18 protein-coding genes are annotated in these 19,856 nt (G+C 72.5%); 7 read left to right on the top strand and 11 right to left on the bottom strand.

The features are described 5' to 3' along the window. Positions 1 to 55: 55 nt before the first annotated feature. From Asi02nite_RS03920 to Asi02nite_RS03910, 3 genes are read right to left on the bottom strand one after another with little or no spacing between them, the layout of a single operon-like run. Positions 56 to 496 (bottom strand): hypothetical protein, encoded by a 441-nt coding sequence (locus Asi02nite_RS03920; RefSeq protein WP_203710736.1) that lies wholly within the window; start codon positions 494 to 496, stop codon positions 56 to 58. Continuing rightward, complete coding sequence (locus tag Asi02nite_RS03915; RefSeq protein ID WP_203710735.1) at positions 493 to 1,905, bottom strand: O-antigen ligase family protein; 1,413 nt, start codon at positions 1,903 to 1,905, stop codon at positions 493 to 495. The genes Asi02nite_RS03920 and Asi02nite_RS03915 overlap by 4 nt, the downstream gene beginning before the upstream one ends. A 45-nt stretch (positions 1,906 to 1,950) precedes the next feature. Next, positions 1,951 to 2,175, bottom strand: coding sequence for a hypothetical protein (locus Asi02nite_RS03910; protein WP_203710734.1), 225 nt, complete (start codon positions 2,173 to 2,175; stop codon positions 1,951 to 1,953). A gap of 120 nt (positions 2,176 to 2,295) precedes the next feature. Here Asi02nite_RS03910 and Asi02nite_RS03905 point away from each other — a divergent pair, with 120 nt between their 5' ends. Beyond that, positions 2,296 to 2,808 (top strand): serine acetyltransferase, encoded by a 513-nt coding sequence (locus tag Asi02nite_RS03905; RefSeq protein WP_203710733.1) that lies wholly within the window; start codon positions 2,296 to 2,298, stop codon positions 2,806 to 2,808. Positions 2,809 to 2,901: 93 nt separating this feature from the next. Here the strand turns inward: Asi02nite_RS03905 and Asi02nite_RS03900 are convergent, their stop codons facing one another. Genes Asi02nite_RS03900 through Asi02nite_RS03875 form a run of 6 tightly spaced genes read right to left on the bottom strand, consistent with a single transcriptional unit; the run spans position 2,902 to position 10,036 of the window. Beyond that, positions 2,902 to 3,693, bottom strand: coding sequence for a GNAT family N-acetyltransferase (locus tag Asi02nite_RS03900; protein WP_203710732.1), 792 nt, complete (start codon positions 3,691 to 3,693; stop codon positions 2,902 to 2,904). A gap of 47 nt (positions 3,694 to 3,740) precedes the next feature. Continuing rightward, positions 3,741 to 5,747: an alpha-galactosidase gene (locus Asi02nite_RS03895; protein ID WP_203710731.1), complete on the bottom strand. Its 2,007-nt coding sequence runs from the start codon at positions 5,745 to 5,747 to the stop codon at positions 3,741 to 3,743. A gap of 2 nt (positions 5,748 to 5,749) precedes the next feature. Further along, the gene (locus tag Asi02nite_RS03890; RefSeq protein ID WP_203710730.1) at positions 5,750 to 6,964 is read right to left on the bottom strand and encodes a cellulase-like family protein; all 1,215 of its coding nucleotides are present in this window, start codon (positions 6,962 to 6,964) and stop codon (positions 5,750 to 5,752) included. 8 nt (positions 6,965 to 6,972) lie between these two features. Beyond that, positions 6,973 to 7,854 carry a carbohydrate ABC transporter permease gene (locus Asi02nite_RS03885; RefSeq protein WP_239126452.1) on the bottom strand — a complete coding sequence of 294 codons (882 nt, stop codon included), beginning with the start codon at positions 7,852 to 7,854 and terminating at the stop codon, positions 6,973 to 6,975. After that, positions 7,854 to 8,762, bottom strand: a complete 909-nt coding sequence (locus Asi02nite_RS03880) for a carbohydrate ABC transporter permease (protein WP_239126451.1) — start codon at positions 8,760 to 8,762, stop codon at positions 7,854 to 7,856. The genes Asi02nite_RS03885 and Asi02nite_RS03880 overlap by 1 nt, the downstream gene beginning before the upstream one ends. Then, positions 8,759 to 10,036 (bottom strand): ABC transporter substrate-binding protein, encoded by a 1,278-nt coding sequence (locus tag Asi02nite_RS03875; protein WP_203710729.1) that lies wholly within the window; start codon positions 10,034 to 10,036, stop codon positions 8,759 to 8,761. Before Asi02nite_RS03875 ends, Asi02nite_RS03880 begins: the two co-directional genes overlap by 4 nt. Before the next feature lie 104 nt (positions 10,037 to 10,140). On the opposite strand from Asi02nite_RS03875, the gene Asi02nite_RS03870 reads away from it, so the two are divergent. Genes Asi02nite_RS03870 through Asi02nite_RS03845 form a run of 6 tightly spaced genes read left to right on the top strand, consistent with a single transcriptional unit; the run spans position 10,141 to position 14,958 of the window. After that, the gene (locus Asi02nite_RS03870; protein ID WP_203710728.1) at positions 10,141 to 10,890 is read left to right on the top strand and encodes an SDR family NAD(P)-dependent oxidoreductase; all 750 of its coding nucleotides are present in this window, start codon (positions 10,141 to 10,143) and stop codon (positions 10,888 to 10,890) included. A gap of 27 nt (positions 10,891 to 10,917) precedes the next feature. Then, entirely contained in the window at positions 10,918 to 11,667 is a 750-nt protein-coding gene (locus tag Asi02nite_RS03865) for a FadR/GntR family transcriptional regulator (protein WP_239126450.1), read from the top strand. Beyond that, positions 11,648 to 12,796 (top strand): galactonate dehydratase, encoded by a 1,149-nt coding sequence (gene dgoD / locus Asi02nite_RS03860; RefSeq protein WP_203710727.1) that lies wholly within the window; start codon positions 11,648 to 11,650, stop codon positions 12,794 to 12,796. The genes Asi02nite_RS03865 and dgoD overlap by 20 nt, the downstream gene beginning before the upstream one ends. Continuing rightward, positions 12,790 to 13,536, top strand: a complete 747-nt coding sequence (locus Asi02nite_RS03855) for an aldose epimerase family protein (protein WP_203710726.1) — start codon at positions 12,790 to 12,792, stop codon at positions 13,534 to 13,536. The genes dgoD and Asi02nite_RS03855 overlap by 7 nt, the downstream gene beginning before the upstream one ends. Continuing rightward, on the top strand, positions 13,536 to 14,405 hold the full coding sequence (locus Asi02nite_RS03850) for a class I SAM-dependent methyltransferase (protein ID WP_203710725.1): 870 nt from the start codon (positions 13,536 to 13,538) through the stop codon (positions 14,403 to 14,405). The genes Asi02nite_RS03855 and Asi02nite_RS03850 overlap by 1 nt, the downstream gene beginning before the upstream one ends. Positions 14,406 to 14,448: 43 nt before the next feature. Beyond that, the gene (locus Asi02nite_RS03845) at positions 14,449 to 14,958 is read left to right on the top strand and encodes an FBP domain-containing protein (RefSeq protein WP_203710724.1); all 510 of its coding nucleotides are present in this window, start codon (positions 14,449 to 14,451) and stop codon (positions 14,956 to 14,958) included. Positions 14,959 to 14,968: 10 nt separating this feature from the next. Here the strand turns inward: Asi02nite_RS03845 and Asi02nite_RS03840 are convergent, their stop codons facing one another. Together Asi02nite_RS03840 and Asi02nite_RS03835 are read right to left on the bottom strand one after the other, a co-directional pair. After that, positions 14,969 to 16,036 (bottom strand): DUF2855 family protein, encoded by a 1,068-nt coding sequence (locus Asi02nite_RS03840; RefSeq protein ID WP_203710723.1) that lies wholly within the window; start codon positions 16,034 to 16,036, stop codon positions 14,969 to 14,971. A 20-nt stretch (positions 16,037 to 16,056) separates the two neighbouring features. Further along, positions 16,057 to 19,749: an NIDO-like domain-containing protein gene (locus Asi02nite_RS03835; protein WP_239126449.1), complete on the bottom strand. Its 3,693-nt coding sequence runs from the start codon at positions 19,747 to 19,749 to the stop codon at positions 16,057 to 16,059. Between the last annotated feature and the right edge of the window lie 107 nt (positions 19,750 to 19,856).

Raw genomic sequence — 19,856 nt, 5'->3', positions numbered from 1 at the left:
GCCGCCACGCGGTCTCCCCGGCTCGGGCAGGGAGACCGCATGACGGCGCGCCCTGCTAGCCGACGAGGGTGATCTCGCGGCGAGCCTGCACGGTGGTCCAGTACGGGTACTCGAAGTTGACGTCCGCGGTGGCGAAGGCCTCGCCCGCCTTGAACGCCTTGGGCGACGGCGACAGGCCGATCTTCACCCGCTCGCGCGAGCCGGTGCAGGTGCCGTAGACGTACCCGCCCCCGCGGGTGACCACCCCGCCGACCCGCTGGCTCACGTCGACCTGCGCCGTGAAGCTGGTGCCCGCCTTGCACTTCACGAGCACGGTGGCGACGAGGCCGGCGCCGTTGGCCTTGAGCTGAGCACTCTCGACGATGCGAACCGTCGCCGGCGGCGACTCGGACTGGAGCTGAACGGCCGCACCGGCCGGCACGGCAACCGCGACTGTCGCCCCCGCGGCGACGGCCGCGACGATGAGCCCGCGGGTGCGGCTCAGACGAACCTTCATGCGCTCTCCTTCGTGGGTAGGTAGCTGGGTTCTTCGCTGTGGACGGGGCCTGCCAGGCCGATCAGAAGACCGGCCAGCAACGGCAGCACGGCCGGCTGCCACAGGAAGTCAAAGGCGCTGTGCACGGCGAACGCGACGAGCCCAGCCGTCGCGCCGACGGCGGCCGCGGGCGGGGGGCCGGCGGTTCGGAGTCCACTTCGGACCGTGTGGGCGATTGCTCCGCACAGGGCCAGGAGCAGGAGGCCGCCGACCGCGCCTAGGTCGACGACCGTTTGTAGGTATTCGTTGTGGACGTAGCGCGCCACGTAGCCCGCGCCGGAGTCGTCCATCCACGCGTAGCTCGCGATGCCCGGGCCGCTGCCGATCAGTGGATGCGCGGCGATCAGGTCGAGTGCCGCGCCGGTGGCGCCGCTGCGGCCCGCCGAGGCCGCGCTGAACCGGTCGGTGACCAGGTCCGTCAGGTCGGGGCGGCGGGCCAGGACAGCCAAGGCGGCGGCGGCCGCCACGCCGGCGCCGATCGCGACCGTGATCGCCGTGCGGCGGCCGGCGCGGGTGGCGCCGGCCACCACCGCGAGCCCGGCCAGGAGGCCGCCGAGCGCGAGCGATGGCCGCGGCTCGTTGTCGACCGGTACGGAGGGCAGGAGCGCCCCGACCGCCAGCACGGCGCCGGCGACGACCGGGGCGGTGCGGGTGAGGACGCGCCGGCCGGCGATGACCACGAGCACGATCAGCCCGGCGACGAAGGCGATCGCCGCGGCCCGGCTCAGCGTCGCGCCAAGGCCGACCAGCAGCGTGAAGGCGACCGCGGCACCGAGCGCGGTCGGTTGCGGTGTGCGGGCGTGGCGGGCCAGCGCGAGCAGCGCGATCGGGGTCAGCACCGCCGCCGCCGCGTTGGGGTAGGTGAGTGTCGACGCGGCCCGCCACAACGACTGTTCGACCGGCACCGCGAACAGGCCGGTGTGCCAGGCGACGCCGATCCAGCCGGTTACGGCCACGAGCAGGCCGATGCCGAGCAGCCCCACGACGACCTGCTCGCGGGTCTCCGGCGTCGTGCGGGCGAGGACCGTGACAGCGGAAACCAGGGCGGCGATGCTGCCGGCGGTGGCCAGCGCCGTCGGGGCATGGCCGCCGGCGAGGGCGGCCCGCAGGAGGACCCAGGCGATCAGCGCGCCGGCCGCGAACAGGAGCGGGCCGGCGTCGCGGCGCGACCAGCGGGCGGCGGCGAAGGCCAGGCCGAGCGCGACCGCGGTCAGTGCGAGGGTGGCCAGGCGGCCGCCGGCGTAGAAGCCGCCCTGGGCGACGACGCCTGCGGCCAGTGCGGCGAGCAGCGCCGCCGCGTGCGCGGGCAAAGACGACTGTGCGGCATCGCCCGTAACGGGCGCGCCGACCGCCGATGGCGTCGGTGACACGCTGGCCTCCCCCGTAGTGGCCCGCGTCCATGGAATCGAATCGCGTCAACCGTCACAAGACCGGTCAGTGTCCCGTTTCGCGAATGGTTGATCTCCCGACTTAGCGCGGTAGATCTCAGCCAGGAACGCGCCGAGCACACCGACGGAGACGGGTACGCCCACCCAGGCCCGCCAACCGCCCTCCGCGACGATCTCGGGCAGGAGCACCGCGGTGAGCAGGAGCATGAGCCCCAGCGTCAGCAACCTCCGGCGCGGCTTCCTCGACGTCACGGGCGAATTGTGCCAGCCGGTCCGAAGCCTGGCCTGCCCCGCCCGACCAGCGGATGGAGGACGGCCGCGGCCGGGGTGCATACTGGCGCGGTTCACCGCCACCCACCCTGGAGAGCGACGTTGGCCGCGCTGCGCGAGAACCTCCGGCAGGACTTCGCCCGCAACCGTGACCCGCTGACCCGCGCGGTGTTGCTCGTCTTCCGCTACGGCCAGTGGGCCGACCGCCGGCGCGGTGCCGCCCGCCTCCTGCTCGGGTTGCCGCACAAGGTGGCCAACCTCTTCCTGCTGCGCCTAGGTGTCGGCTGCGACCTACCGCCGCAGCTCGCCTGCGGCCCCGGCCTGCGGCTGCACCACGCCGGGCGCGGGCTCGCGGTACACAAGCGCGCGGTGCTGGGCGCCAACGTGACCCTCTTCCACGACGTCGCCATCGGCCAACGCGACAACACCGGCGAGCCCACGCTGGAAGACGACGTCGTGATCGGCGTCGGCGCCCGCGTGCTGGGCCCGGTCCACCTGGGCCAGGGCGCGAAGGTGGGCGCCAACGCCGTTGTCCTGGACGACGTCCCGGCAGGCGGCTCGGCCCTCGGCCCCCGCGCCACGATCCGCCCACCAGCAGGCGCACCCGCGCTGTAGGCGACAGATCCCGGCCCACGGGTCGATGTGGTTCTACGGGCACCCGGACCCACCACCCACCCGGCACGGTCCAATCCGCCTGGACCAACGAACTTAGGAAGCCGGCGGTGTCCAGACCCACGGGGTGGTCGTGCCGACCGCGCGCAATCCCAGCCGCTGCAGGATCGGGCGGCTGTCGTCGGAGGCCTCGACCATCAGATATCTGATCCCCCGGTCAGCGGCGACCCTCGCCCGGCGGGCGACCAACGCCCGGTAAATACCCTTCCGGCGCCACGCCGCCAACGTCGAGCCGCCCCAGAGTGCCGCGAACTCCGTGCCCGGGAAGGCGGCCAGCCAGGCCGCCGAGACGACCTCGCCGTGCGCCTCCGCGACGAAGATGGCCAGGTCGTCGGGTGACGCCTCGATCCGGTCGTGCAGGTCGTCGGCCAGGAACGACCAGTCGGCGCCCCAGACCGAGGACTCCATCGCCGCGATCCGCCGCAGATCTGAGATGTCCGTGGTCGCGCGGATGGTGACACCGGCAACGTCCCCGCCCGCCTCCGTCAGGTCGGCCGCCGCGCCGATCACCACCGTCTCGACGTCCTCCGGCACGAAGCCCGCCGCCCGCAACCGCGACGTCAGGTCCGGCCGGTCATGACCATAGGTCTTCCATTCGACCGCCCGCCCGGCCGCCGCCGCCCGCTCGCGCACCCGGGCGATCAACGCGTCCAACTCCGCCCCGTCGACACCGCCGAGGTCCCGCGCGAACGCCATCTCCCGCTGCGGGGATCGGGCGTACAGCACCGGCCCGTCCCACGCCGCCCGCCAGGACGGGGGAAGCCGGTCCGCGATCGTCCCGCGTACCTGCTCGTCGTGCAACGCCAGCAACTCGTCGTCTGTGCTCATCACGCGGGAGCATCGCGCCCGCCGACCCCGCCGGGCAAACGCTTTTCCTACGCCAACCGAAGCGCGATCAGGTCCGCGTCGTGCGTGGCGGTCCAGCGCACGGGCAGCCCGACCGCCATCAGGTGACTGCCGGAATAGACCGCGTCGCCCGCGCGGTAGCGGGCGGCCGGGTCCAGGTCGCGCAGCGGCAGGCGGACGGCGCGGCCCGGCACCCGGTCGAGCCCGTCGAGACCCCCGGCGTTCCAGGCCAGCACGACGACCCGGTCACCGAGGCTGTACTGCACCGCGCACCGCGCCGACCCCGGCCCGCCGATGCGGTGCACGACGCCCCGCGTGATCACGTCGCGGACCTCCTTGTACCGGGCGACCCACGCGGCCGCCTCGGCCCGCTCCGCCGGCGACCACTTCGTGATGTCCGCGCCGATGCCCAGCACGCCGGCGCTCGCCAGCACGAACCGGAACGCCAGCGAGCGCGGGCGCTCGTCGAACAGGCCCGTCGAGTCGGTCACCCACGAGCTCATCAGGTGCGGCGCGTACGCCGACAGGAAGCCGTCCTGGATCCGCAGGCGGTCCAGCGGCGCCGTGTTGTCGCTCGGCCAGAGCACGTCGGTGCGCGCGGCCATCGCGAGGTCGACCCGCGCCCCACCCGCGGCACAACCCTCGATGGTCACGTCGGGATGCGCCGCGCGCAGGTGGTCGAGGATCCGGTAGAGGTTGCGCACGTGCGCGCCGTCCAGGTCGGCGACCGTGCGATCGGCCTCGGTCCGCGGGCGGTTGAAATCCCATTTCAGGTACGAGATCGGGTACGACGACAGCAATGAGTCCAGTGTGGACAACACGAACTCGTGGACCTCGGGCCGGCCGAGGTTCAGCAGATACTGGTTGCGGATCGTGCTGCGCGGCCGCCCGTCGGCCTGGTAGACCCAGTCGGGATGGGCCGCGTACAGGGCCGACCTGGGGTTGACCATCTCCGGCTCGACCCAGAGACCGAACTCGAGCCCCCGCGCGCGCACCTCGGAAACGAAGGCGCCGAAGCCGTCCGGGAACTTGGCCGGGTCCGGGGTCCAGTCGCCGAGGCCGCCGTAGTCGTCGTGCCGGCCCACGAACCACCCGTCGTCGACGACGAACGTCTCCACGCCCAGCGACGCCGCGACGTCGGCGAGAGCGAGCTGCCCGGCCGCGGTGACGTCGAAGGTCGTCGCCTCCCACGAGTTGTAGATGACCTTGGGAGTACGGTCCAGCCGGGCCGACACCCGCTGGTAGGCGTGCCACACCCGGGCCAGCCCGTCGAGCCCGTCGGCGCTGTAGGCACCGGCCGCGACCGGCGTCGTCACCGACTCGCCGGGCGCCAGCGTGACCGGCGCGCCGTCCAGCGCACGCCCCACCCGCACCCGGGTCAGCCCGGCCGCGTCGGCGTCGGCGGTGATCTGCCACGAGCCGGTCCAGGCCAGCGCGACGCCGTAGACGCCGTCCTCGGTGGACACCGCGAGGTACGGCGCGAACTGATGCCCCGTGACGCCCTGCGCGCTGCCGATCTCGAACCGCCCCCGCGCGAGCCGGGTGACAGCCGGGGTGAACTCCTGCGCCCACTGTCCACACAGGTAGGACAGCGAGGCACCGCCCGGCGTCGGCACGTTGAAGCCGGCCGAGCCCAGCCTGGTCAGCGAAACCGGCGCCGCGCCGTCGTTGTGCACCACGGCCCACCGCTCGACCACGTCCGTGCCGGGCGCGAACCGCCAGTGCGTCACCACGCGCAGCCCGGTCACCTCGTCGACGAACGTGGCCGCCAGCCCGTCCTCCGAAGAGACGGAGTCCAGCCGCCAGGTCAGCGCGTGCCCCGCCACGGCCAGGTCCGCGCCGAGGAACGGCCGCACGCCGTCGGGCGCGTACTCCACCGCGGCGACGTCGCCGGGCAGCATGTACTGCACCTTGCCGTGGAACGCGAACGGCGACGGCCCGTCGGACACCCCGACGGGGCCCCAGGCGACGAGGTCGACCCGGTCGTCGGCGGCGGCCACGGTGTACTCGGTGCTGGCACCGGCGATGGTCCACATGGTCAGCGGTTCTCCCGGAACTCGTCGTTCAGCCGGCGTTGCAGGACCACGTCTCCCCACATCGGATGGTGCGGTGCGGCGTTGGAGCAGACCACGGTGCCCCACGCCCCGAGGTCCCGGGCGGTACGCACGGCGTGGGCGCAGATCTCCGCGCCGACCGGCCCCTCCTCGAACGAGGCGTGCAGCGGGGTGTAGCCGACCCAGCCCTCGCCGAAGACCAGCGGGATCCCGCGCCCCGCCGCGAAGTCGGCCGCCACCGCCAGCCAGGTGTCGAGCGTCTCCCGCATCGCCCGCCGGTGCTCCCCGTAGCGGTCGTAGAGCCACCGGTCCCACTTGTCGGGGTCGCACCAGTCGTGGACGTAGATCTCGCGGTGCGGCACGATCGTCGCCTCGCTCTTCCACGACGCCGGCGGCCGCCAGTCCTCGAGTCTTGGCGCGCCGGCGCGGAGCAGTTCCGCGAACGCCCGCTCCTGCGGGAACGGCCGCGCGGTGTCGCGCAGCGCGAACTCGTCGTACAACTGCCCCAGCACGCCGTACACGTAGGGGTGGAAGACCGCGACGTCCATGTTGCGCGGCAGCCCGCGCATCTCCCCCACCGGCACCCGGGCGTAGTTGACCGTCACCGGCACGTCCGCGTGCCGCGCCTTGAACCGGTCGATCCCGCGCTCCAGCGACTCCCGCAGCCCGACGACACCCTCGCCGGCGTGCAGCCCGCTGTACTGGACCTCGTTGTGCAACTCGACGTACGCGATGACGTCGCCGAGCCCTTCGGCCCGCACGAAGTCGACGAGGTCGGCGTGCGCGTCGGCCAGCACGACCGGGCGCTCGCCGCGCGGCACCGCCCGCAGGGCGCGATGCCAGGCGTCGTCGACCGAGAACGACGGGCTCTGCTGATATTCCCAACTGGACACGATGATCCGGCAGCCGTGCGCGGCGGCCTGGCGGAACAGTTCCAGCAACCACGCCCGGCCGTCGACCGCCGGGCCAGGAGGCACGTCGTACCACCGGGTCCGTTGGGCGAACTCGCCGCCGAGACCGGCGAACCGCAAGGAGGACGTGTCCAGGCCGGAACCGAACAGGAGGTACGGCATGGCGCAGATCCGCACCGTGTCGTAGCCCCGGTCGACCGCCTCCCGGAACGCCACGCCCAGGTCGGCGAAGGGTTCACCGGGACCGGTGCGGGTGTACCAGGTGAAGTCCCACAACGAGATCGTCATCGGAGTGTTCACTTGCTCGATCCCATCAACAGGCCGGAGACGAAGTGCCGCTGGAAGGCGAAGAACACGATGGCGGTGGGCACGGCCGCGATCACCGACGCCGCGGCGACCACGTTCCAGTTGCTCACGTACCCGCCCTGCAGGTTGAGCAGTGCGGCGGTGACCGGCAGCTTGGCCTCGGTGCGCAGCACGGTGATCGCCCAGATCAGGTCGTTGAAGATCCAGGTGGTCGCCAGCGCGCCGAGCGCCGCCAGCGACGGCCGGCAGAGCGGCATGATGATCCGGGCGTAGATGGCGATCGGCCCGGCGCCGTCGATCTTGGCCGCCTCGGTCAGCTCGCCGGGGATCGACCGCATGAAACCGTGCAGCACGAACGTGTAGAAGCCGAGCCCGAAGCCGACATGGATGATCACCAGCGCGGCCAGCGTGTCGTAGATGCCCAGCGACTCCATCACCCGCGACACCGGGATCAGCAGGATCTGCGGGGGCAGCAGGTTGCCGGCCAGCATCGTGAGCAGGATGGCGCGCCGGCCGGGGATCGCGAACCGGGCCAGCGCGTACGCCGCCCACGAGGCCAACAGCAGGCTCAGCAGCACGGCCGGCACCGTCACCTGGACGCTCGTCCAGAGCGCCCGGCCCATCGTGCCCCGGCCCATCGCCTCGCGGAAGCCGTCGAAGCTGAACGAGGCCGGCCAGGCGGCGGTGCCGTTGCCGGCGATGTCGTCGAAGGACCGGAAGGCCAGCACCAGCACGAACACCATCGGCGCGACCCAGAGCAGGGTCAGTGGTGCCAGCACGGCGTGGAAGACCCAGCCGCGCCTGCGTTTCGGCTTGCCGGGCGCGGCCGGCGGGGTGCGCGGCGGCGCGGGGGTCAGGGTCGCGGTCGACATCAGGCGGCCTCCTCCTTGGTGGCCCGCACCAGGTAGGTGATGATGAAGACCAGCGCGAGTGCGAAGATCACCACCGCGATCGCGGACGCGTAGCCGAGGTTCAGGAACGTGAAGCCCTGCTGGAACATGTAGGTGCTGAGCAGCTCCGACGAGTGGTACGGCCCGCCCTGGGTCATCGCCCAGACGATGTCGAACGTGCGCAGCGAGTCGATCACGGTGACCGCGAAGACCACGGTGTTGACGCCGCGCAACTGCGGCCAGGTGACGTACCGGAAGCGTTGCCAGGCGCCGGCGCCGTCGGTCGCGGCCGCGTCGTCCAGCGACGGGTCGGTGCTCTTCAGGCCGGCCAGGTAGAGCACCATCACGTAGCCCACCTGGCGCCAGACCGCCGCGACCAGCACCGCCCAGAGCGCGGTGTCCGGGTCGGCCAGCCACTGCCGCTCGACGCTCTCCAGCCCGATCGCGCCGAGCAGCGTGTTGATGGTGCCGTCGGGCTGGTACTGCACCCGCCAGAACAGGCCGGTCACCGCGAGCGAGAACACCATCGGCAGGTAGATGGCGCTGCGGTAGAGGCCGACGCCCCGGCGGGGCCGGTTGAGCGCGATGGCCAGCCCCAACCCGCCCAGCACGGAGAGCCCGCCGAAGCCGACCGCCCACAGCACGTTGTTCCACAGCGCGTCGCGGAAGATGTCGTCGGCGAACAGGTTCCGGAAGTTCTCGAGCCCGACGGGCTGGGCGGCGCCCAGCCCGTTCCACTCGGTCAACGACAGGTAGAAGCTGTTGACCGCCGGCCAGAACACCATGCCGATCTCGACCGCCGCCGGGATCAACAGGAAGACCCAGACCACCTTGGGTACGGCGCGCAGTCCCGCGCGCCGCCGCCGTGGTGGGGCCGTCACCGCCGTCACGAGCCGAGGACCTTCTTCGCGGAGGCCTGCCATTCGGCCAGGATCGCGTTGACGTCGCCGGGCTTGTCCAGGAACTTGGTCAGCGCCGTGTCGGCCGTCGTCTGCAACTCGTCGCTGGAGTCGCGGTTGAAGAACTGGGTGATCGCCTTGCTCTCGTTCAGCAGCTTGATGCCCTTCTGCACCAGCGGCGCGAAGGTGGTCGTGTCGACCTGCTGCGACGTCGGCAGGTTGGACGACTTGGCGAGCTGGATGAACTGCTGCTGGGCCGGCGCGGAAGCGAGGTAGGAGAGCAGTTCCTTGGCGCCCTCGGGGTTCTTCGACTTGGCGCTCGCGAAGTAGCCGTCGGTGGGCGCCTCCTCGGCGACCGGCACGCTCGGGTCGATGATCGGCACGCGGAAGAAGTCGAGATCGTCGACCGCGTCGCTCGGGACGCCGGAGGTGATGAACGCGCCGATCAGGTACATGCCGGCCTTCTTCGAGGTCAGCGGCGTGACCGCGTCCTGCCACGAGTAGGACCGGCCCTTGGGGTCGATGTACTCGACGAGCTGGCGGTAGTGGTCCATCACCGTCTTGACCTGGGGGCCGTCGAAGGGGTGCTTGCCGGCCAGCAGCTCGCGGTGGAACTCGGCGCCGTTGATGCGCAGGTTGAGGTAGTCGAACCAGCCGGAGGCGACCCAGGGCGTGGAGCCGGTGCCCATGCTGATCGGCGCGACGCCCTTGCTCTTGATGGTCTTGCAGACGGCGATGAACTCGTCCCAGGTCGTCGGGACCTGCACGCCCCACTCCTGGAACGCCGACTTGCGGTAGAAGACGCCCCACCAGTAGTAGTTCGTCGGCACGAAGATCTGCTTGCCGTCGGCCGTGGAGAGCTCCTTGAGCGCCGGCGAGAACCCGGCGCAGGCGCCGCTGCCGGTCCACAGGTCTGAAACGTCGAGCAGGAAGCCCTTGCTGGCGTAGTCACGGGCCACCGAACCGGCGTACCAGGTCAGCACGTCCGGCGGGTTGCCCGAGTTGAGGTAGGTCGGGAGCTGGGCCCGGAACGTCTCGATCGCGATGGTGTTGAGCGTGACGGGGGTCTTGCCGTAGCCCTCGACGACCTTGGTGAGGGCGGCCTTGGGGTCGGGGTCGGAAAGCGACGACTGCAGGGTCAGCGTCGTGGCGGCGGCACCGCCGGCACTGTCACTCCCCGTAGCGCAAGCGCCGAGGAGCGAGGCCGCACCGATTCCGCCGATACCGGCGAGGAACCCGCGGCGACTGAAGGGAGCAGAAACCATGCGAAGCCTCCTGGGTCGTGTTTCCAAGAGGTTGCATCACGGTTGATGGCCTGTCAACATATCTTCGTAATTAATGAAGACATCGTGATCCGGGAGGATGTCCCATGGCGGGTAGCTTCGCAGGTCGCACTGCTGTTGTCACCGGTGCGGCCGGCGGCATCGGCGCTGCCTGTGCGGTGCGACTAGCCGCCGACGGGGCCGCCGTGGTGCTCGCGGACGTGCGCCCGACGGACGATGTCGCAGCCCGCATCACCGCTGCCGGTGGCCGGGCGCTGGGCATCCGCGCGGACGCGGCGAGCGAGGCCGACTGGGCGACGCTCGCGGCTACCGCACGTGATGAGTTCGGCCCGGTGGGTGTGCTCGTCAGCAACGCGTACACCGTGGATGTCGCCCCGGCCGGCGAGACCAGCCTGGCGTCCTGGGAGCGGCAGATCGGGGTCACGCTCACCGGCACGTTCCTGGGTGTCAAGGCACTGCTGCCCGACCTGCGCGCGCACGACGGCAGCGTGGTCGTGGTGAGCTCGGTCCACGCGCTGGTCGGACTGCCCGGCCGCCCCGCGTACGCGGCCGCCAAGGGCGGGCTTGTCGCGCTGGCCCGGCAGCTCGCCGTGGAGTATGGTCCGGCGCTACGGGTCAACACCGTCCTACCTGGACCGATCATGACCGCCGCCTGGGACTGGGTTTCCGAGGAGGACCGCGCGCGCAGCGTGGCCGAGACGGTGGCCAAGCGATTCGGCACGCCCGAAGAGGTGGCCGCTGCCGTCGCCTTCCTCGCCTCCCCCGAAGCGGCCTACGTGACCGGCACGAGCCTGGTGGTCGACGGCGGCTGGACCGCCACCAAGGGATCGGCATGACGGCGTGGCCGTCATCGAAGGGTCGGCATGACAGCGCAACCATGGGAGAGGCAACGGATGCAGCAGTACACGGCGCGCGGCGTGCACGGCCAGACGGTCGAGCTCCTCGCGCAGCGGATCGTCACCGGCCAGATCTCCGAGGGCGCCATCCTCGACCTGACCGCGCTGCAGTCCGAGTTCGACGTCAGCCTCACCGTGCTGCGCGAGGCGCTGCGGGTGCTCGCCGCCAAGGGCATGGTCGACGCGCGGCCCAAGCGCGGCACGTTCGTGCGGCCCCGGGCGGCCTGGAGCCTGCTCGACGCCGACGTGCTGCGCTGGCAGTTCGCCCGCGCGCACCGCCCCGGCCTCTTCGACGACCTGCACGAGCTGCGCAGCATCGTCGAGCCGGGCGCGGCCAGCCTGGCCGCCGCGCGGGCCACCGACGAGGACATCGCGGCACTCGACGCCGCTTTGGCCGACATGGCCGACGCCGGCGCCGACCCGCTCGCCGCGGTCGCCGCCGACCTCGCCTTCCACCGCGCTCTGCTCGCCGCCACCCACAACGAGCTGATCCAGCGCATGGAGGTGGTGATCGAGACGGGTCTGGCCGAACGCGACCGGATGGTGCACGGCGCGGACGGACCCACCGATCCGGTGCCCAGCCACAAAGCAGTGGTCGACGGGATCCGGCGACACAACCCCGCCCAGGCCGCGCGCGCCATGCGCAAGCTGCTCGACCAGGCCATCGACGACGTGGCCCGGCTGGAGAGGACCCACCGTGAAGATCGACAAGATTGAGACGTTCCTCGTCGCCCCGCGCTGGCTGTTCTGCCGCGTCGCCACCGACGAGGGGCTGGTGGGCTGGGGCGAGCCGGTGGTCGAGGGCCGCGCCGAGGTGGTCCGGGCCGCGGTCGAGGTGCTCTCCGAATACCTGCTCGGCGAGGACCCGCTGCGGATCGAGCAACACTGGCAGGTGCTGACCAAGGGCGGCTTCTACCGCGGCGGCCCGGTGCTCTCCAGCGCGATCGCCGGCATCGACCAGGCGCTCTGGGACATCGCGGGGCAGGCGTACGGCGCTCCCGTGCACGCTTTGCTCGGCGGCGCGGTCAGGGACAAGGCCAGGGTGTACGCGTGGATCGGCGGCGACGAGCCCGGCGAGCTGAACGACACCGTGGCGGAGCACGTCGCGGCCGGGATGACCGCGGTCAAGATGAACGCCAGCGGCCGGCTGTCCCCCGTGCCCACCAGCGCCGAGATCGACGGGATCGTGGCCCGCGCCGCCGCCGTCCGGGCCGCGCTCGGCGACGACCGGGACATGGCGATCGACCTGCACGGCCGGGCCAGCCTCCCGGCGGCCCGGATGATCCTGCCGGCCGTCGCGCCGTTCCGGCCGCTGCTGGTCGAGGAGCCGCTCGTGCCTGAGCAGACCCACCTGCTCGGCGAGATCGTGCGGCAGACCTCGATCCCGGTGGCCACCGGCGAGCGGATCTACGACCGGGCCGGCTTCCTGCCCGCGCTGCAGGCGGGCGTCAGCGTGGTGCAGCCGGACCTCTCGCACGCCGGCGGCATCTCCGAGGTGCGCCGGATCGCCGCGCTGGCGGAGACCTACGGCGCGCTGTTCGCCCCGCACTGCCCGCTGGGCCCGATCGCGCTGGCGGCCAGCCTGCAGGTCGCGTTCGCCACGCCCAACTTCCTGATCCAGGAACAGAGCATGGGCATCCACTACCACCGCGGCGGCGCGGACCTGCTCGACTACGTGGCCGACCCGGCGCCGCTGCGGATCGTGGAGGGGCACATCGCCCGCTGGGACGCGCCCGGCCTCGGCATCACCGTCGACGAGGCGGCGGTCCGGCGGGCCGACGCGGCCGGGCACGCCTGGCGCAACCCGGTCTGGCGGCACGACGACGGGTCCTTCGCCGAGTGGTGACGATCGCCGCCGACCCTTCGCACGGCGGGCGGTGGACCTCGCTGCGCGGGGCCGGCCGGGAGTGGCTGTGGCACCGGCCCGACCCGGCACGGTCGGCCGTGCGGCCGGGTGCCGCGTTCGTCGACGCGGGCGGGCTCGAGGAGATCCTGCCGACCGTCCGGGGCGAGCCCGACCACGGCGACGCGTGGAGTCGGGTGTGGACGGTCGTGGACGAGGCGACCGCGACGGTGGCGGGCGACGGCTACGTGCTGCGCCGCACGTTCGAGGCCGGCGGCGGCGTCGCGTACCGGCTGTCGGCGGATCCCGGCTGGCGGTTCGTCTGGGCCGCGCACGCGCTGCTCGACCTGTCCCCCGCCGCCGTCCTGGAGGCGCCGGCCGGCACCCGGGTGCTCGTGGACGGCGGCACCGCGCCCGAGGTCTGGCCGACGCCGCTGGCCCGGCTCGGCCCCGACGACGGCACCGCGACCGGCGCGATCCTGGTCGACTGCCCCACGGTCACCGTGGCGGACGGCGAACGGCTGACCTTCACGCTCGACGCGCCGGGCCAGCCGGTGTCCACCGCGCTCTGGCGCAACCTGCGCGGCTGGCCGGCGGACCGCCCGTACCGCAGCATCGGGGTCGAGCCCATGCTCGGCAGGGTCTGGGACCTGGCGGAGGCCGGGCCGGCCGACGCCGCGGTCGTGCCCGCGTCCGGTGTGTGTGAATGGCGGCTGAGGATCACCGCGCTACCGTCGAGGTGATGCCCGAGACACCCGCCAGCCGCACCGCCGTGCTGGTGTGCCAGGGCCGCGCCGCGGCCGACGGCCTGATCGCGCCGGACCGGTTCGCCGACCCCACCGCCCTGCCGCTGCTGCGCGCCGACGAGCGCGTGCCAGTGGCGTGGGTCCGCGACGGCGCGGCGCCGCGGGACTGGCAGGCGCGGGTCGCCTACGAAGGCGTCGCCGCGATCACCGAGCTGATGGTGCCGCGGACCGTGGCCATCGACGACGCGCTGCGCGCCGGGCCGCTCGCGCAGGTCGTGATCCTCGGCGCCGGGCTCGACGGCCGCGCCTGGCGGATGCCGGAACTCGCCGGCGGCGCGGTGTTCGAGGTCGACCAGCCGGCCTCGCAGCGGGACAAGCGGGACCGCGCCACCGCGCTCACCGGCCGGGCACCGGCCTTCGTACCCGTCGATTTCCGCACCGACGACCTGAGCCGGTCCCTCGCCGCCGCCGGGCACGGCCGCGACCGGCCGACCACCTGGATCTGGGAAGGCGTCGTCCCCTATCTCACGCCGGCTGACGTCGAGGCCACGGTCGGGGCGCTGGCGGCCTGCTCGGCGCCCGGCAGCCGCCTGGTCGTCAACTTCCAGCTCCCCGTGCCGTTCCTGCGCCTCGGTTTCCTGGTCGCCCGGGCGCTCGCCCGGTCCGCCGGCCGGTCCAGCGTCTTCACCCGGGAGCCCTGGCGCTCGACCTGGGCCCCCACCGCGATGGCGACCCTGCTCGGCCGGCACGGCTTCACGGTCACCCAGGACCAGAACGTGCTCGACGTCGCGGAGAGCCTGCGGATGCCGGTGCGGCATCGCCGGGCGCTCGCCCAGAGCCAGGTCCAGGTCGCCGACCGGAGCTGAAAACCGGATGACCCGGTGGCGGGCGGCGGTTAGCTTCGCCAGCGTGGAACCACTGACCGAAGACGCCATCCGGGACTCGTTCGTCAACTGCAGCAAGGGCGAGGCCGGCCGGATCCGGCTGCCCGCCGGCTTCGCCGGTGGCGGCGTGCCCTGGGCCGACCTCGACTTCCTCGGTTGGACCGACCCGGCCGCCCCGCTGCGGGCGCTGCTGGTGCTGCCGGGCGACGACGGGCCGACGGGCATCGTGCTGCGCCGCCCCGAGCCGCGCCGGGCGGCCGGCCTGACGCGGTCGAGCATGTGCCACGTCTGCCTCACCGAGCACGCGGCCTCCGGGGTCGCGCTGTTCGTCGCGCCGCTCGCGGGCCCGGCCGGCCGCAACGGCAACACGGTCGGTCAATATCTCTGCGCCGACCTCGCCTGCTCGCTCTATCTCCGTGGCAAGCGGCAACCCAAGATGCGGATGGTGCGCCGCGAGGAGACGCTGACGCTGGAGGAGCGGATCGAGCGGGCCATGGCCAACGTGACGGCCTTCGCCCGCCGGGTCGCCGCATAGTCGTCGGCCGTCAGAGCTGGACGACCTGGCCGATCCGGGCGGGCGTACGGCCGGCGACGGCGTCGAGCCACGCGGTGCGCAGCGCCTCGGGGCCGTGGCCGACCTGGATGTCGATCCGGTCGCCGAGCGCGTCGAGGAACCGCCGCCACGCCTGGGCGAACCGCCGGTCGAGCTCGTCGCGGCCCCAGTCGGCGCCACGCTTGCGCATCTGGGTCGGCGCGAAGAAGAACTCGCCGGCGGCCTCGATGTTGGGCACCTGGTAGGTCAGCCCGACCGCCACGTCCCGGATCAGGTGCCCACCGAGGTGCTCACGCAGCGACGCGCGGGTCGCGGGCGCGCCGGACAGGTCGAGATAGGCGGTCGGTGCCGGGGGCAGGGTCTCGACCTGGGCGTACGAGAGGACGTCGTCGTAACAGCCGAGCGACGCGGTGTAGGCCACGTTGCCCGGCGAGGTGAGCCCGACGACCCGCGGGCCGCGGCCGCGCAACTCGAAGGCGGCGGCGTACGCCGTCTTGCTCGACGCCGACGACAGCACGAGCGTCGTGGCGCCGAAGAAGCCGTTGTCGGCCAGGTAGTCGGCGAGCATGAACGACGTGAAGAACAGCGGCCGGAAGAGCACCAGCAGGTCCTCCTCGTCGGCCCGGTAGGCCGCGTCACCGGTGGTCAGCCGGTAGGCGTTGTAGGGCGAGGGCAGGTCGGCCCGATGCGCGGCCGCGTCCCGGAACCCGTTGGCGTCGACCCGCTCGGGCCGCACGACCAGGTGGGTCGCGGGCGGGAGGTAGCCGTAGACGCGCTGCCCCGCCGTCACCCCCTCGACCGTCGAGGCGACCACGTCGGCGAAGCCCCACAACGGCACGAGCCCCCAGCCCGCCTCGAGGCCGCGGTGGGCGGGCGGGAAGAACCGCCAATAACGGAAGGCCTCGCCGAGCACGGCGTAGGTCACGTTGTTGGCGGTCAGGCCGACCCGGTCGACCCGCAGCAACGCCTCACCGTCGCCGACCTCCCCGGCCACCCCGTGCGCGACGGTGGTGCGACTCAGATCGGTCGGATCGACGGCGAACGTCCACGAGGGAGCCATCCCGTGACCGTAGCGGGCGTTCAGTTCGGCGTGAAGACGATCGCCTGGTTGTCGGCCAGGACCGGCTGGTTGAAGGAGTGTTGGACAGCGGCCGTGCCCGTCGGGTTCTCCAGGCCCACCGTCGCGCTGTCGCCGCGTTCGCGGGTCTTCGAGGCCGCCAGGTCGGTGTAGTTGAAGGCGATCACGCCGTCCTCGCCGAAGCTCGCCTGCACCGTGATGCGGGCGGACGCCGAGCCGTAGTGGCCGACGTTGCTCCACTCGACGACGAACTGCCGGTTGGGTGCCGTGCCCGTGACCCTGGTGCGGATCGCGCTGTCCGCGCGCAGCACCAGGTCGTCCCAGAACGCGTACGCCCCGGCGTTGGGCAGTGCGGCCGCGGGGAGCGCGGCGTTCTCCGGCTGGGCCCAGTCGGGCTCGGCGAACGCGACGAAGCCGTTCGTCGACACCCACGCCTGCGTCCGCGCCTGCCCGTAGAACGGGATCGGGAACGGCAGGGTGAGCGCCGCCGTCGCGTCGTCGCCGGTGATCGGGACCGTGCTGCCGCCGGTCGCCGGCACGTACGCGCGCTGCTGGGTCGTCTTCGTGTAGCCGCCCGTCGGCGGATTCGGCGGGTCGCCGCCACCGATGGCCAGGTTGGCCGTCGCCGTGCCGCCCGCGGTCACCGTCACCTGCTTCGACGCCGACTGGCCCGACGAGGTCGCCGTCACCGTGTAGGTGCCCGGCGGCACCGCGCCGAACTGGTAGCCCCCACCGCTCGCGGTCACGGTCGAGCCTCCGCCGGGCGCCAGCGTCACGCTCGCGCCCACGATCGGCGCCCCGGTGCCCGCGTTGGTCACCGTGCCCCGCACGGTGCCGGTGGTCGGCGCCGGCGGTTCCTCGGGGCCCTCACCGGCCGGCGTGAACGTGATCCGCTTGCCGTTGGCCAGGTTGGCCTGGTTGAACGAGTAGGTCGTCGCGGCCGCGCCGGCCGGGTCCTCGACACCGACGGTGGCCGAGTTGCCGTACTCGCGGGCCGAGTTCAGCAGGTCGTAGTTGAAGTCGATGCGGCCGGACTCGTGGAGCACCGCGCTGATCGACAGCCGCGCCGAGTTGGAGCCGTAGTGGCCGATGTTCTCCCACTCGACCACGAACCGGCGGTTCGGCGCGGAACCGAGCGTCTCGGTGCGGATCGCCGAGTCGGCCCGGAGCACCAGGTCGTCCCAGAACGGGTAGATGCCCGCGTTGGGCGCGGTGCCGTTGGGCAGCGCGGTGTTCTCGGCGATCAGGCCGGTCCAGCCCGGGTCGGCGAACGACAGGAAGCCGTTGCTGGTCACCCAGACGCTGTTCTGCGCGACGCCGTAGAACGGGAACGCGAACGGCAGGGAGACCTGCTGCTTCACGTCGTCGCCGGAGAGCGGCAGCGTGGTCGCGGCGGCGCCCACGAACGGCTGGCCGGTCGAGTCGGAGACCTCGTAGGCACCGCCACCGCCGCCACCGGTCGACTCGTAGGTCGCGGTGTAGGTGGTCGGGTTGTCGGGCGCGACGACCACGTGCGTGGCGGCGCCGTTGTCGGACCAGCGGTCGAACGCGTACCCGGACTGCGGGGTCGGCGCGCTGATCGAGTTGGTCGAGCCGGCCAGCACGGTGTGGGTGGCCGGCGTGGTCACCAGCACCCCGTTGACGCTGAGCTGCAGGCCGGGCGGGTTGCTCTGGAACGTCAGGTCGACGTGCCGCGGGTCGAGCCGCCGCGTGACCGTGTGGCTGAGGCCGCCGCTGTCGGTCGCGGTGAGCTTGAGCTCCAGATAGGACGGGAACTCGTGGTCGGGCGCGTTGAACGTGCCGCCGGCCACGCCGTCCCACTCCTGCACGTTGTGGGTGTGGCAACTGCCGTCGGGGTAGCAGTGCTGCATCAGGAGCTGCCAGTGCAGCGCCGAGGCCGGCAGGGTGCCCTGCTGCGGGTCGGTGGCGTGGCCCGTGAACGAGACCGCGTCACCCACCTTGAAGCTCGGGTTGCTGGCCGGGGTGTCGATGACCGCGGTCGGCGCGCCGGTGCCGACCAGGATCTGCACCGTCTTTTCCGACGCGAGTCCGCCGAGGTCGGTCACCCGCAGCCGGGCCGTGTAGACGCCTGTCGCGCCGTACGTGTAGGAGGCGGTCACGCCGGAGGCGTCCCACGAGCCGTTGTTGGTGAAGTCCCACTGGTAGGACAGCACCTCGCCCGGGTCCGGGTCGGTCGTGCCCGCGGCGTCGAAGCTGACGGCGAGCGGGGCGTTGCCGGCCGTGGGCGTCGCGGTGACGGCCGCGGTGGGCGGCTGGTTGCCGGTGTTGTAGTCGAACCGGCGGATCGTGCCACCGTTGTGGTCGACGTAGTAGAGCCGCTGGTCGGGGCCGATCTCGAGGTCGACCGGGGTGGCCGCGGTCGAGGTGAACGGCACGATGTTGGCGGCGTCGGGCACCCCGCCGGCACCCGGCAGCATCGCCCAGACGCACTGCCGCGCGTAGTCACCGAAGAACAGTGCGCCGCGGTACGTCGCCGGGTAGTTGCCGCCGCTGGCCGGGTAGAAGGCCAGCGCGCTGGGCGACGAACCGCCGGTCGGGCAACCGTCTCCGGACGCGACCTGCGCGGCGTGGTGGTAGGTGTACTGCGGCCAGACGACCGCGTTCTGGCCCTGCGAGTAGAGGTTCTCGCAGAGCGAGAGATTGGGCGCGTTGTAGCCGTTCTGGTCCTCGTTGCCCTCGTAGCAGGGCCAGCCGAAGTTCTCCACGGGACCGTCGAGCGGGTTGGCCAGGCGGTCGATCTCTTCCCAGTTGCGCCAGCCGACGTCGCCGAACCAGACCTCGGAGGTGCCCGGCCGGAAGGCCCAGCGATAGGGGTTGCGCAGGCCGTACGCCAGGATCCGGCGGGTGTTCGGGTCGGAGCTGCCGGCCATCGGGTTGTCCGGCAGCGCGGCGCCGGTGGCGGGGTCGACCCGGATGAACGTGCCGTTCAGGCCCGTCGGGTCGCCCGGCGTGCGGACGTCCTGCGAGCGCAGCGCGCCGCCCTCGGCGGTCGGCGGGGTCATCGTGCCGCCGACCGGGGCGCCCGGGTCGCCGCACGCGTTGGTCACGGTGCCGCGCTGGCCGTAGTCGGGGAAGGCCGGCGAGGCGCCGTCGCCACCGCTGACGTAGAGCGCGCCGTCGGGGCCGAAGCCGATGTTGCCGATCGCGTGCGTCTCGTACTGGACGCACCAGTCGTGCAGCAGCACCTGCTCGTTGCCGGTCATCACGTCACCGGCCACCCGCAGCCGGGACACCCGGTTGCTCACGACGCAGTCACCGAGGTTGGCGCAGCGGTCGTCGTAGGTGGGCGCGCTGCCGCCGATCGGGCCGTCGTAGGTGTAGCTGACGTAGACGTACGGCGACGCCGGGAAGTTCGGCGGCACGGCGAGGCCGAGCAGGCCCATGTCGCCGTAGGTGAACACCTCGTCGCTCAGGTCGGCGAGGACCGTCGGCGTGGTGTCGGAGAGGTCGTCGAAGATCTTGACGACGCCGTTCTTCTGCGCCACCAGGATCCGGCCGTCGGGCGCGAACACCAGCTTGGTCGGGTTCGACAGGCCGCTCATCACGACCCGCTCCGTGAACCCGGTGGGTGGCGGGCCCGCGGCGGCGGGCGCGGCGAGCACACCCACGGTCAGGGGTGCGCCCAACACCGACGCCAGCAAGCCGGCGAGGAACCGCCGCACGCTCAACGACACGCTCTGCTCCATCCCGCGACGCGGACGATGACAACACATGCTCACGCCACGGACGACAGCGGATCGTCAGCTACGCGACCTGTCCCGTTAACCGGACGGTCCGAATC

This window comes from Asanoa siamensis (assembly GCF_016862555.1).
Classification (GTDB): domain Bacteria; phylum Actinomycetota; class Actinomycetes; order Mycobacteriales; family Micromonosporaceae; genus Asanoa; species Asanoa siamensis.
Note: the sequence above shows the minus strand (reverse complement) of the source record. Positions and strands in the feature narration are given on the sequence as shown.

Coding starts and splice junctions, on each gene's coding strand:
- Asi02nite_RS03920 (WP_203710736.1), bottom strand. CDS start 496: ATGAAGGTTCGTCTGAGCCGCACCCGCGGGCTCATCGTCGCGGCCGTC.
- Asi02nite_RS03900 (WP_203710732.1), bottom strand. CDS start 3,693: ATGAGCACAGACGACGAGTTGCTGGCGTTGCACGACGAGCAGGTACGC.
- Asi02nite_RS03895 (WP_203710731.1), bottom strand. CDS start 5,747: ATGTGGACCATCGCCGGTGCCAGCACCGAGTACACCGTGGCCGCCGCC.
- Asi02nite_RS03890 (WP_203710730.1), bottom strand. CDS start 6,964: ATGACGATCTCGTTGTGGGACTTCACCTGGTACACCCGCACCGGTCCC.
- Asi02nite_RS03885 (WP_239126452.1), bottom strand. CDS start 7,854: ATGTCGACCGCGACCCTGACCCCCGCGCCGCCGCGCACCCCGCCGGCC.
- Asi02nite_RS03875 (WP_203710729.1), bottom strand. CDS start 10,036: ATGGTTTCTGCTCCCTTCAGTCGCCGCGGGTTCCTCGCCGGTATCGGC.
- Asi02nite_RS03870 (WP_203710728.1), top strand. CDS start 10,141: ATGGCGGGTAGCTTCGCAGGTCGCACTGCTGTTGTCACCGGTGCGGCC.
- Asi02nite_RS03865 (WP_239126450.1), top strand. CDS start 10,918: ATGACAGCGCAACCATGGGAGAGGCAACGGATGCAGCAGTACACGGCG.
- Asi02nite_RS03850 (WP_203710725.1), top strand. CDS start 13,536: ATGCCCGAGACACCCGCCAGCCGCACCGCCGTGCTGGTGTGCCAGGGC.
- Asi02nite_RS03840 (WP_203710723.1), bottom strand. CDS start 16,036: ATGGCTCCCTCGTGGACGTTCGCCGTCGATCCGACCGATCTGAGTCGC.